This window comes from Bacillus sp. FSL R5-0585 (genome assembly GCF_038004545.1).
In the GTDB taxonomy this organism is placed as follows: domain Bacteria; phylum Bacillota; class Bacilli; order Bacillales; family Bacillaceae_G; genus Bacillus_A; species Bacillus_A cereus.
The window spans coordinates 2,848,593-2,864,256 of record NZ_JBBORJ010000001.1; the positions used below are offsets into that span (position 1 = coordinate 2,848,593).

Here is a 15,664-nt window from a genome sequence, read left to right on the forward strand (position 1 = left end):
ACTATTATGTTGCGCTATTCTCGTTTATTTAAGCAATCTTCTAAATGTTTCACTTCCCATATTATGCTTCACAAGAATAATAAATTTTGTTCAATTTTTTTCCAAAACTATGTATTTTTTTTGAACAGCATATAATGTCCTCGACATCATTTTACAAAATCAACCGCTACTTTGTCATGTTTTTCTCAAAAAAGAAGAAAAGTTGACAAAAATAAAATAGGAAAGTGACATGCACTCCCCTATTTTATTTCTCTATGCATATGAATGTAAACCGGCAATAATTAAGTTTACTACAATAAAGTTAAACATAATGATTGCAAAACCAATTACTGCAAGCCAAGCTGACTTCTCTCCATGCCATCCTTTTGATAGGCGTAAATGTAATACTGCCGCATAAAAGAGCCAAGTGATAAGTGCCCAAACCTCTTTTGGATCCCAGCCCCAAAAACGTGTCCACGCTATTTGTGCCCAAATCATCGCAAAAATTAATGCACCTAATGTGAACACTGGGAATCCAATTGCAATAGATCGATATCCGATTTCATCTAGTAAATCACTATTCGTATTCTTTACTAACGGCTGAAGTGCCGCCGATACTCGCTTCCGTAAAACAAGTCTTAATACAATATACAGTAATGTTCCAACTAACACTGACCAAATAACAGTATTTAATTTTTTCGCATTTACAATCGCTGGAACTTCAACTGCCGGTTCTAATTTATTTTCTGTCAGTAACTTCCCTTCGTGCGGTCCAACTAAAGCCGGAAGATTGTATTTCATTTCCACTTGTTGTTCATTTTTATCAATCCATTGAAACTTCGCTTCATATTTCATACTAGAAAATACCGTTGTTACTCCAATAAATCCAACTGTACAAACAAGTGTAAATACTACCGTCTCTAGCCAAAATGTACGTTTACTTCTCGTCGATTGATCTACATTTTTCAATAAATACATAACACCTGTAATAAAACTAATCGCTAAAATGGCTTGTCCTGCTGCTGCCGTCGTCACGTGAATATGTAACCAATTACTTTTTAAAGATGGAATAAGCGGAGATATTTCCCTCGGAAACATACTTGCATAGGCAATTAATAAAAGCGCAACTGGTAATGCAAATAGTCCGATTATGCTTACACGGTACATAAAATACATGACAATAAATGCTCCTACAAGCATCATGCCGAAAAATGTACCGAATTCAAAAAAGTTACTAACTGGCGCATGTCCTGATGCAATCCACCTTGTAACAAAATATACTGTTTGTGCAATAAACCCTAAAATTGTAATCGTTATTCCTACATTTGCCCATTTATGACCCTTTTCTTTAATTGCTCCCCCGAAAAATAGAGTGGCAATTAAATATAAAATAAATGCGGTAAAGAGAAAGTTACTACTTATTTGCACCATATCGTTTCCCCACCTTAACTAATTTTTTTATCAATTACTTTATCATTTGGCTGTGGAATTGCTGTACCTTCTAGTACTCTTTCAATATCTTTCTTTAAACCGAACCAATTTTTATTTGTATGCCCTGCAATCCACCATTCATCATTAACACGTTGTATCCAAATACGGCGATGATTCCAATACATACCTTGAATGACACCAACCATAAATATAAATCCTCCAATGCCGAGAATCCAAAGCGTTAAATCTTTTCTTACAGTAAGTGCTGTTGCATTTTGCATTTCAACACCTGCAAACGACATTTTATATTTGTTGTTTCCATCTGGTTCTATATTTTGCTGAATACCAACAAAACTCACTTCACCATCTGGTGTTTCAGGTGTAAACATTTTAAATACAAATGCAGGATTGTTTGGTAATTTCGTTTTTGTATTTGGTTTTCCATTCTCATCAAAATAAAAATCAGGAAAATAGCTTAATAGTTCTAGAGAATAACCATTTCCTAAATCATATTTTTCCTTAGGATTCGTTAAATCTACTTTAATTGGTCCCCACTTTTGATTATTTTCTTTATTTTGCAAGTTAAAGGACATACTTTTAAATTCACTTTCTTTATAATCCACTTGATACACTGCAAATTGATCAAATTTCAGTGGTTCATTCACTCGAATTTCCGCTTCTTTTACTTTTTCTAATTTCGGTTTTTGTCCTGCTATATTTTCTCCTACTGCTTTATATAATACGGCATTCGTTTGGAAGTTTTTCGCAATCATTTTATCGCCTACACGATCAATCGCTTCATCAAAAACTTCCTTGTCCTTACTTTTATCATAAACTTCTTTTATAAATTTCTCGTTTTTTAAGTAGTATTGTCCATCCGTCCCTGGTATTTCTTTCGTTTCACCGTCACGTAACCAAAGTGCTTCGTCTACGTACATACTCGGTAAAAAACGAAGCATCGCACCGAATAAAAAGATAATAAGACCGATATGATTTACATATGGACCCCAACGCGAGAAGCGTCCCTTTTCTGCTAAAACGTTTCCGTCTTCCACTTTCACGTTATAGTTTCTTTTCTTTAAATTCTCTTGCACTCTTTCCAGGTCACCTTCTTGCGGTGTACCAGTCCCATATAATCTCTGTCTCTTTAAAAAACTAGGATGTCTTTTTACGCCTTGCTTTTTTAAAGCTTTATAAAGTGGAATAACGCGGTCTAAACTACATATCACAAGTGAAATACCGATAGAAGCAATCAAAATCATATACCACCATGAACCGTATAAATTATTAAACCCTAATTGATAGTATAATTGTCCTAAAAATCCGTATTCTTGTTTATAATATTCAGCTGGTGCAATACCTGGAGTTATGTACATTTCTTGCGGAAATATAGTTCCTATCGCTGATGCAGCTAAAGTTATTACGATTAGCCATACACCTACTTTTACAGAAGAGAAAAAGCTCCAAATTTTATCGACTATCGTTTTTGTCTGCGTGAGAGATCTCCGTGCACTCCCCTCATAGCGCATATCCAATAGTTTTGCATTTTCATTGCTTTCAAATGGTTTCCCGCAAGCTTCACAAAAAACGGTTCCTATCGGATTAACATGTCCACATTCACATTTAATTTCTTTCAACACTCTCACCGCCCCTGTATCTATATGTACTATTGTATATTCTAACCTCAAGTTACCGCAATACTCAGAATTTTTAAACCAGAGGCACTATAAACACGCACCCCTTATGTAAAGGCTTTCTTTATTACGGAGTAATTTTCTTTAAATACCCTTCTAACTGTTCTTTCGTTTGTTCCCCTATAATTTGCTCCACTACTTTTCCATCTTTATCAATCAAAAAGCTTGTCGGTAAAGGACCTACTCCATATGTTCCTATAATCTTTTGTCCTTTATCAATGGCAACTGGGAATTTCAAACCATATTGGTTCACAAAGTTCTTTACTGCAATATCCGTTTCATCTGCATCTAACGCTATGATTTCAACGCCTTTTTCTTTATACTTTGGATATAATTCATTCATATAAGGCATTTCTTTTTCACAAGGTTTACACCACGTGCCCCAAAAGTTTAAAAATACACCTTTTCCCTTTAAATCTTTTAGTTCAATTTTCTTTCCTTCTAAATCCGTCACAATAAAGTTAGGTGCTTCTTTTCCGATTTGCATTTTCTCTTTATTAGCAAAGAATCCTTGATAAAGGGTAAATCCTACAGCACCACATAAAATGAGTAGAATAATAACGCGAAATAATAAGCGATTTTTCTTCATATTACCTCTCCTCTCCTCGGTAAATGTTATGTATTATCTTCTGTAAATGTTGTATTGAATAAATCACCAGCAGAGCACTCCACTGGTGAATTTTTAACTCTATAGCTTATCTTGGCTTTGTAGAAGCAAGCGCGCGTAATTGTTTCACCTCATGTGGTGTCAATTCTCTCGCATCACCAGGTCGCAGGCTTCCTACTTCTAAGAAAGCATAACGTTCACGTTTTAATTTCACTACTTTACAGTCTAACGCTTCAAACATACGACGTACTTGACGATTACGTCCTTCATGAATTGTTAATTGTACAATAGCCATCTCTTTACGCTTGTCCCAAGAAATAATTTTCACACGTGCTGGTGCTGTTTTACCATCTTCTAACGTAACACCGCGTTCTAACATGCGAATTTTCTCACCTGTTAATGGACCTTTTATTTTTGCAACATATGTTTTTTCAACTTTATATCTAGGATGCATTAATACGTTTGCGAAGTCCCCATCGTTTGTCATTAATAATACGCCAGACGTATCATAATCTAAGCGTCCGATTGGGAATAAACGTTGTGTAATTTCCGGGAAAAAGTCCGTTACAACACTTCTTCCTTTATCGTCTGATACACTTGAAATTACGCCAGTTGGTTTATATAGTAAAAAATAAACAGGTTCTTCTTTTTCAAGAGGGATATTATTTACTTCTACTTTATCTTGAGGAGTTACTTTTGTCCCTAACTCTTTCACTATTTTTCCATTAACTTTCACTTTTCCTTGCTGAATTAATTCCTCAGCCTTTCTTCTCGATGCAATACCTGCTTGCGCAATCACTTTTTGTAATCGTTCCATTTCTTTTTTTCACCTCGAATTTATCTTACCTTACATTAGAAAGACTTGGCAACCGCATACGCTTTACGGCTATTCGCTTCATCTTACTTAAACAACATAGCGATGATAATAAACATATAAAGGTCAAATCATGTTTTTACCCTTTATTATTGTCCATATTTTTCATATTTCTCACAATAAAAGTTCATCATTTTGTCAAAAATACCACATAAAAAAACCACTATTAAGCTACACCTTAATAGTGGTCGTATACGTATTATAAGCGAAATAGCGTAAAAAATGAATAGTATTACTGAAACAATAAAGAAACGAACACAATTGAGCATATAATCCCGATTAAATCTGCAAAAAGTCCTACTTTTAGTGCATCCCCCATTTTTCTAATCCCAACCGCTCCAAAATATACAGTTAAAATATAGAAAGTCGTATCTGTGCTCCCTTGCATCGTAGAAGCCAATCTCCCAATAAACGAATCTGGCCCATATGTTGCAATTAAATCGGTCGTAATACTTAAACCAGCAGAGCCTGAAATAGGGCGTATAAGTGCTAAGGGTACAATTTCTGCTGGAACATGGATCAAATCTAACATTGGCTTCATTACCGATATCATTGCATCTAACGCACCTGAAGACCGGAATATAGAAATAGACACAAGCATTCCAACCATAAACGGTAAGATGGAAATTGCAATTTGAATCCCTTCTTTTCCTCCCTCAACGAACGATTCATACGTCGGCACTTTCTTTATTGTGCCATATAAAAGGATAAAACCAATTACACAAGGGATTACCCATAAGGAAATTGTATTTACAATGCTCATTTTTTCCGCCCCTTTCTACTCCTTCTTCGGTAAAAATAGCGGTCAATCCAAATTGCCCCAATCATAGAAAGTACTTGTGCAATAAATGTTACCCCAACAATTTCAGTAGGATTCGCTGATTCATACGTCATTCGAATGGAAATGACTGTCGTAGGAATTAATGTAATAGCTGATGTATTTAATGCTAGAAACGTCACCATAGAACGGCTCGCCGAATCCTTTCCTCCATTTAACTCTTTCAGTTGTTCCATCGCTTTAATACCAAGAGGGGTCGCTGCATTACCTAGACCAAAAAAGTTTGCCATCATATTTGATAGAATAAATCCCATAGACGGATGATCCTTTGGTATTTCTGGAAACAACCTTTTTACTATCGGCATAAAAAGTGTAACTAATTTTTTTAACAATCCGGCTTCCTCTGCAATTTTCATTAAACCGAGCCAAAATACTAAAACACTAATAAGTCCTATACAAATCGTTACCGCATCTTTTGCTCCGTCAAATACAGCTTTATTCACTTCTTCCATCGTTCCATTTATCATGGCGTATACAATCCCAATGACAGCCATCGCTACCCATACGAGATTAACCATCGTTCCCAACACCTATCATGTAAGAAAAAATTTCTTTCACATTATTCCAGTAAAGTCCCGTTGTAGCTACTAACTTTCGTTTACTATAAAATAAATTCCGTTCTCCAACTTTTTCATTACCAACATAAATGTCTGTCTTCCCAACCTTTACTCCATCCGTAAGTTTTGTACTTTTATCAAGTTCAACTTTTAATACTACGTTCTTTTTTTCTTCTTCAGTTAACGGTACCGAAAAACTATTTTTCGTATAAACATGGTTGGCATACTTCTTTTCATTTATTTCAGCAATTGCTCCTTGTCCTAAAACTTTCGTTTGTTTGAAACGGTCAAAACCTTTATCAAACAAATTCATATGATCATCCCAATCACTAGAGGCACTCAAAGTTACGACAATTAAATCTAGTCCACCTTTTGATGCCGTTGTAACAAGCGTTCGCCCAGCTTTCTTCGTAAAGCCTGTTTTTCCCCCTGTTGCAAATTCATAATAAGACGTTACCAGCTTATGTTTATTTTTCCACGGGTAATCCCAAGAATCTGATTTATATGTTTTGGTTCCAAAGATTTTCTTAAATGTCTCGTTTCCCATTGCATATTTCGTTAATAATGCCATATCGTAAGCCGACGAATAATGTGATCCATCTCCATCTAAGCCATGAGGGTTTGAGAAGTGCGTATCTTTCATTCCAATTTCTTTCGCTTTTTGATTCATTAAATATACGAATCCATCTATACTCCCACCCACACTTTCAGCAATTACTTGCGCTGCGTCATTACCAGATCTAAGCATGAGTCCGTATACTAAATCTTCTAACTTCACTTTTTGTCCAGGCTTTAAATAGATTGCCGATCCTTCCACCCTCACCGCTTCATTACTAACTGATACCATTTCTTTCATCTTCCCTGATTCAGCAGCTAATAAGGCGGTCATAATTTTTGTTATACTAGCAATTTTTTGAGGCTCATGTTCTGCCTTTCCGTATAATACACGACCAGACTGTTGCTCCATTAATACAGCATTTCGAGCACTAACATTGCTGTTCATCTTTGCATATGTAGGAATCGGCATAACGCTTGCATACATCATAAGAAGCGTAATGATTACACAAATTCGTCTCATATTTCCCCCCACGTCCTTTTGGCACTTTTTGTACAAGTGTATGCTTGGCCTTTTAAAATATGAACGAAATCTTCCTTCTACTTCCATTAAAAAAGACGCAGAGAATTTGCGTCTAATATGGTGTCCATTCAATTTGTTTCGCAGTTTCAAACCTTTTTTCTACATCAGGCCAATTTACAACATTCCACCAGTTTTTAATATATTCATCTTTTCGATTTTGGTATTGTAAATAATACGCATGTTCCCAGACATCTAGTACAAGGAGCGGTATCGTATCCCATTGTGTAAATAATTGATGAAGTGTACTTTGCAAAATTTCTAACCTTCCAGACCGGGGTACCCAAACGAGAATTGCCCAGCCTGAACCTTCTACTTTAGAGGCTGCTTCTGTAAAATGTTTTTGGAAACGTAAAAAGCTCCCAAAATCTTGTTCAATTTGTTGTGAAAAAGTTCCTCTTGGACTTCCACCACCGTCTTTTTTCATGTTATTCCAAAATATCGTGTGTAAGTAATGACCTGACCCATGAAAAGCCGCTTCCCTTTCCCAATGCTTAATTAAATCAAATTTATTTGTTTTTCTCGCTTCTTCCATCATCTTCTCTGCTTTATTTAATCCTTCCACGTAACTCCGATGATGTTTATCATGATGTAACATCATAATTTCTTTAGAAATATACGGTTCTAACGCATTATATGGATAAGGTAATGGTGGGAGTGTATGTCCTCCAATTGGGACAGCTCGTTCACTATCCCCTCTTTCATATAATTCATATTCCTCTTCTTCTTGCATAAATACTTCCTGCAAGTGATGCTGAATATGTTCTACATCATCGCTTATTTCATACATAAACTCTGCATCTGTTTCATACTCATGCTCTTTCATACGCTCTAATAACGTCTGAATTTTATAAGCAAGCATATGGACATCATACACTTCCATTGCGCGACTATCTAATACGTGAAGAACACTTTCACACCAATTTTCTACTTCATGAAAGTAATCTGTAAATACACCTTGCTGATTCATGTTGCACCTCCCTAATGCTATCCACTTAACTATATTCAATGAAAATCCCTTATATAACTGTACAAAAGGAAAAGAAGCTAAGTCACCTTAGCTTCTTTTCCTCAATCAATATTTGTGTAACATCTTTGTCTGATAATCCGTCTCATAATATTCTAGTTCTTCACGCATCAATTGAAATTTACCTTCTAAACTCTTCATCACTTGCTCTAAAGATGCAGGTGGTGTTTGTTGAAAAACGATAGAATTTTTCCCTGTATATGCAGACCGACTATTTTCATACCAATGATCACTCTTCGGTGAAAAAAACTCTGCAATTACTTGATGGTAAATCTTATATAAAATTTTTTCAGCTGCTGTTTTTCGAAATGGCTGGCTATTCAACAAAACAAAACATGCATCCTGTCCTTCTTCGCAAAAAACGAGAAGTCGTCTCATTGATGCTAATAACCCTTTATAATATCGCTCATTCCCTGCTGGTGTTTCCTCTAATAAAGAAGGTAACGTATGATAATTTACATAATTGGTTATCAAATTAATAGCATCTTCTAAAAATATAGAAACTTGTTCTGTTTGATTTTCAACTATCAAATTAGACATTTTTTCTCTCTCCTTTGCCATTTCACGCTATTTCTACTCTTTTATTTTTATGTAATTCAGCCAATATTTCTTGTACTTTCGACACCGTTCCCTCATCAAAATATTGTTGAAATTCTTCCATATTATTTAAATACAAACGTTTTTGCGCACGAAGCTCCTTATCTTTCATTAAACAACATATCGCTACAATATCGCGCAAATATATGTTTTGTTCTTCTACTTTATACACTGGATTTCCTTCAAAAGGAGTAATTTCTTGTAAAACTTCTTCAAAATATCGAACGTATAAAACCGAAAAAGTTTTCTCTTTACCATTTAATATATATGTCACTTCAGATCTGTTAAAAAAATCCTCTGATGTATTAGGTTTCGCTTTTTCTAACTCATATCCTACGTAACCTTTTATAATCATATACTCCCCTCCCCTTTCTGTCATTTTATTCTAACTTAATTTTCTGATAAACAAAATATTCTTTTAAATATACCTATATAAAAAATAGCTCGCCTATACAGGATTTTACCTTTTTATTTTTCTTGAAGTTTGTCATAATAATATTATTGTCTCAGTTTTCTTATACAAGGAGAGTTGTATTTATGTCGTTTTCATGGAAACGTTTCTTACAAATTGGGAAAATTATCTTCCCATTTGTTGTATTAACAATTGTATTCTTTCAAGCAAAAAAAGAATTAGCGGGCATTTCTTTTTTAGAGGCGATTGATACAATTAAAAACATTCCAACCGGAGGAGTCTTTTTAGCAATTACACTTGGTGCATTCGCTGTATCAACAATGTTCTTTTATGACTATGTTATGCTTCGTTACTTAAAAGCTGATATTCCTGTCCAAAAGATTTTCCGTATCTCGTGGATTGCTAATACTTTAAATGGATTTATCGGGTTTGGTGGTCTTGTTGGAGCCGGCGTACGCACAATGCTTTATCGTCCATATATAAAAGAAAATGGAAAACTTATTAAAAGTATCGCTTGGATGACAACTGCCTTTATTAATGGATTAGCCATTCTTTCATTTCTTGGTCTTATCGGAATATTAGACACGAGATTTATTTTGCATGAAAAACCATGGCTATGGCCTGTTCTTATCTTCTTCGCTCTTTTCGTCCCTATATATATCGGATTTTCTAAATTAAAAAATAGAAAAGCGACGCAAACAGAGGAACAAGAAGAAGAGGAGAAAAACCCAACTGTTTTATACTCATTAGTTTCATTAGTCGAATGGGTATCTGCTGGTATTGTTATGTACGTCATATTACTATTATTTGGCATTGAAATCGAATTCCAAAAGTTTTTAGGCGTATATGTTATTGCTGCTTTAGCTGGTGTCGTTAGTCTTGTTCCTGGTGGCCTTGGATCATTTGATCTTGTCTTCTTAACTGGGCTTGGGCAATACGGCATCGATACAGGTGTTTTACTCCCTGCTATGTTATTATATCGTCTCGTCTATTACATCTTGCCCTTCTGCCTTGGTCTCATTTTTGCAGCTTTTGAAATGACAGGAGTAGCCATTAAAAAGTTTGAAGATAAACCTTTTATTGCGCCTGCATTAGAGACAACTGGTGTTATATGGACTTTGCAGCGTGACTTTCTAGGAAAGTTAGGTTCTTGGGCATCTGCTGCTTTAACAGTATTTGCTGGCTTAATGGTTATTTTATCAACCATTCTACCGACAAGTATAAATCGGGCACACGCCTTACATATTCTAGCTCCAAAACATCTTATTCAATTTTCTTTTAGCTTATCGCTAACATTCGGTATTCTCCTCCTCATTCTTTCGCGGGGGATATATTACGGAACAAAACGTTCTTATTATATGACGATTGTATCTTTAATTGGAGCGGCTATTTTTAACACACTAAAAGGAATTGATGTTGAAGAAACTTTTATTTTATTAATCGTACTCGCTGTATTGTATATGCTTCGTAAAAGGTTTGTACGTGAGAAAATGGAAGTCTCACTTTCCGATATCGTAAAAGTTTTTATATTCCTACTTGTAACGTTATATTTATATAAAAACTTAGGTATTTTATTTGCAGGTGCAAAAGAAGCTTTCAAACCTGATTTTGTCGTTCGTAATATTACACAAGTAAAACGAAGTGCATTAGCAGCTGCCTTTTTTGTTCCTACTTTTTTACTAATTGGTTCACTCATTGCAAATCGTTATCGAAATGAATTTCCCGGGCAACCAGCTAATGATAAACGATTACAAAACTTCTTAGATGAACATGGTGGAAATGTACTTAGTCATTTAGGTTTTTTAGGAGATAAACAGTTCTTTTTCAGTAGTGATGGAAAAGCACTCATTCTCTTCTCAATAACTGGAAAACGACTTATTGTACTGGGTGATCCAATTGGGGACCCTTCCTCCTATCGTACTGTATTGCAAGAGTTTTTAGCTGAGGCTGATCGATTTGGATACATTTGTGTATTCTATCAAATTGAAAGTAAATGGATGAGTTTATACCACGATTTTGGTTATAACTTCTTTAAGCTGGGTGAAGAAGCTGTTGTTGATTTAAATACCTTTACAATAACAGGAAAGAAACGCGCTGGCATGCGAGCTACTTTCAACCGTTTTGAAAGAGAAGGCTATACATTCTCTATTCATGAGCCACCTTTCTCCGACGAATTATATGAAGAGTTAAGAAAAGTTTCAGATGCATGGCTTGGTGGAAAAAAAGAGAAAGGTTTTTCACTCGGATACTTCGATCGTGAATATATTAGTCGCGCTCCTATCGCAACATTATCTGATGCGGATGGAAAAATTATTGCATTCACAACATTCATGCCTGTATATCAAAACGGATCATTATCTGTCGATTTAATGCGATATTATCCAGATGCGCCTAGCGGCATTATGGACGCAATTTTCATCCACTTATTCCAGTGGGCAAAAGAAAATGAATACCACTCCTTTAATATCGGTATGGCACCACTTTCAAATGTTGGTTTATCCACACAGTCTTTCTGGTCTGAACGAGTGGCTGCTGCAATCTTTAATAACGTTCGTTATACGTATAGTTTCAGCGGATTACGACATTTTAAAGAAAAATATAAACCAGCATGGAGCGGTAAATATTTAGCATTTAGGAAGAATCATTCTTTACCAATTACAATGCTCTCTGTAACAAAATTAATAGGAAAAAGAAAAAACAGCTAAATTCTTAGCTGTTTTTTCTTTTTTGAACTTGTACAATAAATTCTTTTTCATACTTCTTACCATTTATATAGAAATTCCCCCACATTTTATACGTGCCCTCGGCAGGAAATGTAATTCGGTATTGTAATTGCTCATCCGTATCTACAGGCATAGCGTATAAAAAATTCTCCTTCGTTTCATCCACTATATAGAGTGACTCTACTTCTCCTCTCTCTGAATGCAATTTCAATTTTTCACCCTTTTTCGCTTGAAACTGAAATGTTAACGTAACTGGTTCATTCGGATGTAATGCGCCAAATAAAAGAGAAACTTCATACTCTCCTATTTTTTTTGTAAGTACACTGTCGATTGGAAATTTCACTTTTTTCTTATTGTTCTCCTCTTTCGTTCTACCAAAATTCTTCCTAGCGAATGACTCTACGGACTTATTTTTGTCTTCGTATAAAAATATTGTATATTCTTCGTCTTTCGCTATTTTGGAAGATAACTTATATGACCCGTTCCCTGCAAATGTGGGTTTAATTTGTTGTATGTTTTTTAACTGTCCATCTACAATCACTGCCCGCATTTGATCATTTACACCACGAATTTCATTATTCTTGTTGTTTAACAACTGAAATACAATATCTACTTTCTCATTTCCCTTTCCATTTGAAACATCCCACTTTACTTCCTGAACATCTCCTACAGTCTCTTCGTTTTCTTGATATTTTTTTATGTAAAATCCTCCTGCCACAATAAGTACTAACGCAATAAGCCCAATGACAAGATTTTTCAAAACATCACCTACCATTTTTATTGTCTCTATTCATACAAAACTTCTTAAGATATATATTCTAGATTATGATTTATGAAATCCTCCTATTTTGCACATATTACAAATAATAAAAAGATTTTAATTGAAAGGATTCGTAGTGTATAATGCAAATGATATTGATTTCTATCAATACATTATAAGGAGGACTTTTTTATGAGTGTACATATCGAAGCAAAACAAGGCGAAATCGCTGAATCTATTCTATTACCTGGTGATCCATTACGTGCAAAATATATCGCTGAAACATTTCTAGAGGACGTTACTTGCTATAATAATGTACGTGGTATGTTAGGTTTCACTGGAACTTATAAAGGAAAACGTGTATCTGTTCAAGGTACAGGTATGGGCGTTCCTTCTATTTCTATTTATGTAAACGAATTAATCCAAAGCTACGGAGTTAAAAATTTAATTCGCGTTGGAACTTGCGGTGCAATTCAAAAAGATGTAAAAGTTCGTGATGTTATTATCGCAATGACGGCTTGTACTGATTCTAATATGAACCGTTTAACATTCCCAGGATTTGATTTTGCACCAGCTGCAAACTTTGACCTTTTAAAGAAAGCTTATGATGCTGGAACTGAAAAAGGATTACACGTTCGTGTCGGTAACGTTTTAACAGCAGATGTGTTTTATCGTGAAAGCATGGACATGGTTAAAAAACTTGGAGATTACGGTGTATTAGCAGTAGAAATGGAAACAACTGCTCTTTACACATTAGCAGCGAAATACGGTGTAAATGCATTATCTGTATTAACAGTTAGCGATCACATCTTCACTGGCGAAGAAACAACATCTGAAGAGCGTCAAACTACATTTAACGAAATGATTGAAATCGCTTTAGATGCAGCAATTCAACAATAATACACTAAAGAACTTGTCATACGTCTGGCGAGTTCTTTTTATGTGACTTTTTATAAATAACTACTTTATAAAGAGACAGATTTCTCCCCTCTACTTTCTTGTAACGTTTGTTATAATGAAGTGAAACTTTAATCAGTGGAGGTTTTTTCCATCCCCCACTGATTATTAGTTGAACCAATCGGATTTAACGGGATAAAGAAATCATTTACAGTATTTCTCATAAGAGGTGACGCAGTGAAAAACAGAAGTATTGTCTTTAAACTATTTTTATTAACATCCACTTTATTTACAATCATATTCCTACTTTTTTTCCTAGGACAATCTCTATTTTTAGAGAAATTTTATATTAATAAGAAAGTAAAAACAGTCCAAACTGCTTTTGAAAAATTCGTAGATAATTATGATAAAAGTGATAAAAGTTATGAGCAGGTTAGAAAACTAAAACAAGAATTTCATGATAAAACAAATGCCGATATGCAGTTTTTGGATTCTAACGGTATTATTAAAAGTGATAACAATTACTATATCGATGTATTTAATCCCAACAATAATAAACAGTATTCCATTCCACTCAACAATCTTTTAACACCAGAAGAATATAATAAATTCGAAAATTTAGGTTTAAAAAAAGATGTAATAATCAATGTTGATGGAGTCGTACAAGAGAATAATATAATCACACCACAAAAATTAGGAACGAATTATAATCAATGGCAGAACGAACATTTCTATTCGGATTTTCAGTCAATTAATGGTAACCCTTCTAAGAACAGACTTGCAAGCCGATACAAATCTACAACTCGAATCGTCTTTACAGGTGTTATAACTAAGTTACAGCTCCCATCCAAAGCGGAGGTTCGTCTTGCAAATGATATTGAAACATTACAAGCCGTTCAATATTTTGCAGATATGATTAGAGAGGGAACTTCTAACTCGAACCAATTAAGTACTTTCATATTAGATGGCGGAGAAAATATAAAAAATAGTATCTTTGTAAAACCGATTATAGAAAATGGAAGGATTACAGAATACGCTTTTGCGATAGCATCTTTGCAGCCTGTTAATGAAGCGATGCTCGTTTTAAAAGATTATTATGTCTATGCCTTAATCATCGTGTTTCTCGTAATTATTTTGTTATCCTTCTACTACTCAAAAATCATTGTTAAGCCATTAATTAAAATAAATCGTGTTACAAAAAAAATGGCTAATTTTGATTTCAGCGAGAAATTACCTGTTACAGCTGACGATGAAATTGGCGGGCTTTCTGGCAGTATCAATACATTATCTGTAAATTTAAAAGATCGAATCGATCGATTAAATGTTGCTAATACAAAGTTACAACAAGATATTGAACGTGAACGTCAATTAGAAAAAACAAGAAAAGAATTCATTTCTGGCGTATCACACGAATTAAAAACACCGCTAAGTGTAATTAGAAGTTTTGCAGAAGGAATTAAAGATGGTGTTAGTAAGGATACTTCGTATTATACTGATGTTATTTTAGAAGAAACAGAAAATATGAACAGGCTGATTGTTGAAATGTTAGAATTAGCAAAGTTGGAATCTGGTACTTACAAACTAGATATGACGACGTTCTCAATCGGTGAATTAACGCAACAAGTCTACACAAAATTATTATTTAGCATGGAAGAAAAACATTTACAAGTGAACATCGATGCAGACCCTTCTATACTTGTTAAAGCAAATCGCAGTCGCATTGAGCAAGTAGTTGTGAACTTACTAAGTAATGCAATCCGTTATACGCCAGAGGGAGAAAAAATACAAGTCTCCATTATAGAAGCAGAAGATACCGTAAAAGTCGAAATCGAGAATACAGGAAACCCTATCCCTGAAGAAAGTCTTGAAAAAATTTGGGATCGCTTCTATCGTCTAGATGCATCACGTAGCCGTCACACTGGAGGTACCGGTCTCGGATTATCTATTGTAAAAAACATTTTAGACCTCCATCATGCCGAGTATGGTGTGTATAATACGACTAACAGTGTTATATTCTATTTCAATTTACAAAAAGTAAAAGAAGTCAAATAATTTGTCTTAATTTCACTAGGAGTTCACATGAAATTCACACTCTCCCTTTATAGTAAGAAACAAGTTAATCCTTTCCTTTAC

14 protein-coding genes are annotated in these 15,664 nt (G+C 34.7%); 3 read left to right on the forward strand and 11 right to left on the reverse strand.

Annotated elements, in window-relative coordinates; translation table 11 throughout:
* Window positions 1–252: 252 nt before the first annotated feature.
* The 10 genes from resC to MKY38_RS14640 all read right to left on the reverse strand — a co-directional run bounded on the left by resC (window position 253) and on the right by MKY38_RS14640 (window position 9,094).
* Window positions 253–1,410: a cytochrome c biogenesis protein ResC gene (gene resC / locus MKY38_RS14595; RefSeq protein ID WP_000250083.1), complete on the reverse strand. Its 1,158-nt coding sequence runs from the start codon at window positions 1,408–1,410 to the stop codon at window positions 253–255.
* A gap of 14 nt (window positions 1,411–1,424) precedes the next feature.
* Complete coding sequence (resB, locus tag MKY38_RS14600) at window positions 1,425–3,050, reverse strand: cytochrome c biogenesis protein ResB (RefSeq protein ID WP_000910522.1); 1,626 nt, start codon at window positions 3,048–3,050, stop codon at window positions 1,425–1,427.
* A 121-nt stretch (window positions 3,051–3,171) separates the two neighbouring features.
* Window positions 3,172–3,693 carry a thiol-disulfide oxidoreductase ResA gene (gene resA, locus MKY38_RS14605; RefSeq protein WP_000742192.1) on the reverse strand — a complete coding sequence of 174 codons (522 nt, stop codon included), beginning with the start codon at window positions 3,691–3,693 and terminating at the stop codon, window positions 3,172–3,174.
* A gap of 106 nt (window positions 3,694–3,799) precedes the next feature.
* A complete protein-coding gene (gene rluB / locus MKY38_RS14610) occupies window positions 3,800–4,528 on the reverse strand; it encodes a 23S rRNA pseudouridine(2605) synthase RluB (protein ID WP_000440556.1) in 729 nt (242 codons plus the stop codon).
* Between the two features lie 289 nt (window positions 4,529–4,817).
* Window positions 4,818–5,348 carry a spore maturation protein SpmB gene (gene spmB, locus MKY38_RS14615; protein WP_000029514.1) on the reverse strand — a complete coding sequence of 177 codons (531 nt, stop codon included), beginning with the start codon at window positions 5,346–5,348 and terminating at the stop codon, window positions 4,818–4,820.
* A complete protein-coding gene (gene spmA, locus MKY38_RS14620) occupies window positions 5,345–5,941 on the reverse strand; it encodes a spore maturation protein SpmA (RefSeq protein WP_000247811.1) in 597 nt (198 codons plus the stop codon). Before spmA ends, spmB begins: the two co-directional genes overlap by 4 nt.
* Window positions 5,934–7,058 (reverse strand): D-alanyl-D-alanine carboxypeptidase DacB, encoded by a 1,125-nt coding sequence (gene dacB / locus MKY38_RS14625; RefSeq protein ID WP_001252638.1) that lies wholly within the window; start codon window positions 7,056–7,058, stop codon window positions 5,934–5,936. Before dacB ends, spmA begins: the two co-directional genes overlap by 8 nt.
* A 112-nt stretch (window positions 7,059–7,170) precedes the next feature.
* Window positions 7,171–8,085, reverse strand: a complete 915-nt coding sequence (locus MKY38_RS14630; RefSeq protein WP_001075741.1) for a superoxide dismutase — start codon at window positions 8,083–8,085, stop codon at window positions 7,171–7,173.
* A gap of 105 nt (window positions 8,086–8,190) precedes the next feature.
* On the reverse strand, window positions 8,191–8,682 hold the full coding sequence (locus MKY38_RS14635) for a YpuI family protein (RefSeq protein WP_070179984.1): 492 nt from the start codon (window positions 8,680–8,682) through the stop codon (window positions 8,191–8,193).
* A gap of 22 nt (window positions 8,683–8,704) precedes the next feature.
* Complete coding sequence (locus tag MKY38_RS14640) at window positions 8,705–9,094, reverse strand: hypothetical protein (protein WP_000584362.1); 390 nt, start codon at window positions 9,092–9,094, stop codon at window positions 8,705–8,707.
* A 182-nt stretch (window positions 9,095–9,276) separates the two neighbouring features.
* Here MKY38_RS14640 and mprF point away from each other — a divergent pair, with 182 nt between their 5' ends.
* Window positions 9,277–11,856 (forward strand): bifunctional lysylphosphatidylglycerol flippase/synthetase MprF, encoded by a 2,580-nt coding sequence (gene mprF / locus MKY38_RS14645; protein WP_000010848.1) that lies wholly within the window; start codon window positions 9,277–9,279, stop codon window positions 11,854–11,856.
* A 4-nt stretch (window positions 11,857–11,860) separates the two neighbouring features.
* Here the strand turns inward: mprF and MKY38_RS14650 are convergent, their stop codons facing one another.
* Window positions 11,861–12,649, reverse strand: a complete 789-nt coding sequence (locus MKY38_RS14650; protein WP_000232610.1) for a hypothetical protein — start codon at window positions 12,647–12,649, stop codon at window positions 11,861–11,863.
* Window positions 12,650–12,826: 177 nt separating this feature from the next.
* On the opposite strand from MKY38_RS14650, the gene deoD reads away from it, so the two are divergent.
* Both deoD and MKY38_RS14660 read left to right on the forward strand, forming a co-directional pair.
* Window positions 12,827–13,534 carry a purine-nucleoside phosphorylase gene (gene deoD, locus MKY38_RS14655; protein ID WP_000110707.1) on the forward strand — a complete coding sequence of 236 codons (708 nt, stop codon included), beginning with the start codon at window positions 12,827–12,829 and terminating at the stop codon, window positions 13,532–13,534.
* Between the two features lie 234 nt (window positions 13,535–13,768).
* Window positions 13,769–15,583, forward strand: a complete 1,815-nt coding sequence (locus MKY38_RS14660; protein WP_065223965.1) for a sensor histidine kinase — start codon at window positions 13,769–13,771, stop codon at window positions 15,581–15,583.
* Window positions 15,584–15,664: the final 81 nt, after the last annotated feature.

Bases quoted from the DNA above. Each gene is read 5' to 3' on its own strand.
- spmA (WP_000247811.1), bottom strand. From the start codon at position 5,941: ATGGTTAATCTCGTATGGGTAGCGATGGCTGTCATTGGGATTGTATAC.
- deoD (WP_000110707.1), top strand. From the start codon at position 12,827: ATGAGTGTACATATCGAAGCAAAACAAGGCGAAATCGCTGAATCTATT.
- MKY38_RS14640 (WP_000584362.1), bottom strand. From the start codon at position 9,094: ATGATTATAAAAGGTTACGTAGGATATGAGTTAGAAAAAGCGAAACCT.
- spmB (WP_000029514.1), bottom strand. From the start codon at position 5,348: ATGAGCATTGTAAATACAATTTCCTTATGGGTAATCCCTTGTGTAATT.
- MKY38_RS14630 (WP_001075741.1), bottom strand. From the start codon at position 8,085: ATGAATCAGCAAGGTGTATTTACAGATTACTTTCATGAAGTAGAAAAT.
- MKY38_RS14635 (WP_070179984.1), bottom strand. From the start codon at position 8,682: ATGTCTAATTTGATAGTTGAAAATCAAACAGAACAAGTTTCTATATTT.
- mprF (WP_000010848.1), top strand. From the start codon at position 9,277: ATGTCGTTTTCATGGAAACGTTTCTTACAAATTGGGAAAATTATCTTC.
- resA (WP_000742192.1), bottom strand. From the start codon at position 3,693: ATGAAGAAAAATCGCTTATTATTTCGCGTTATTATTCTACTCATTTTA.
- dacB (WP_001252638.1), bottom strand. From the start codon at position 7,058: ATGAGACGAATTTGTGTAATCATTACGCTTCTTATGATGTATGCAAGC.
- resC (WP_000250083.1), bottom strand. From the start codon at position 1,410: ATGGTGCAAATAAGTAGTAACTTTCTCTTTACCGCATTTATTTTATAT.
- MKY38_RS14650 (WP_000232610.1), bottom strand. From the start codon at position 12,649: ATGGTAGGTGATGTTTTGAAAAATCTTGTCATTGGGCTTATTGCGTTA.
- rluB (WP_000440556.1), bottom strand. From the start codon at position 4,528: ATGGAACGATTACAAAAAGTGATTGCGCAAGCAGGTATTGCATCGAGA.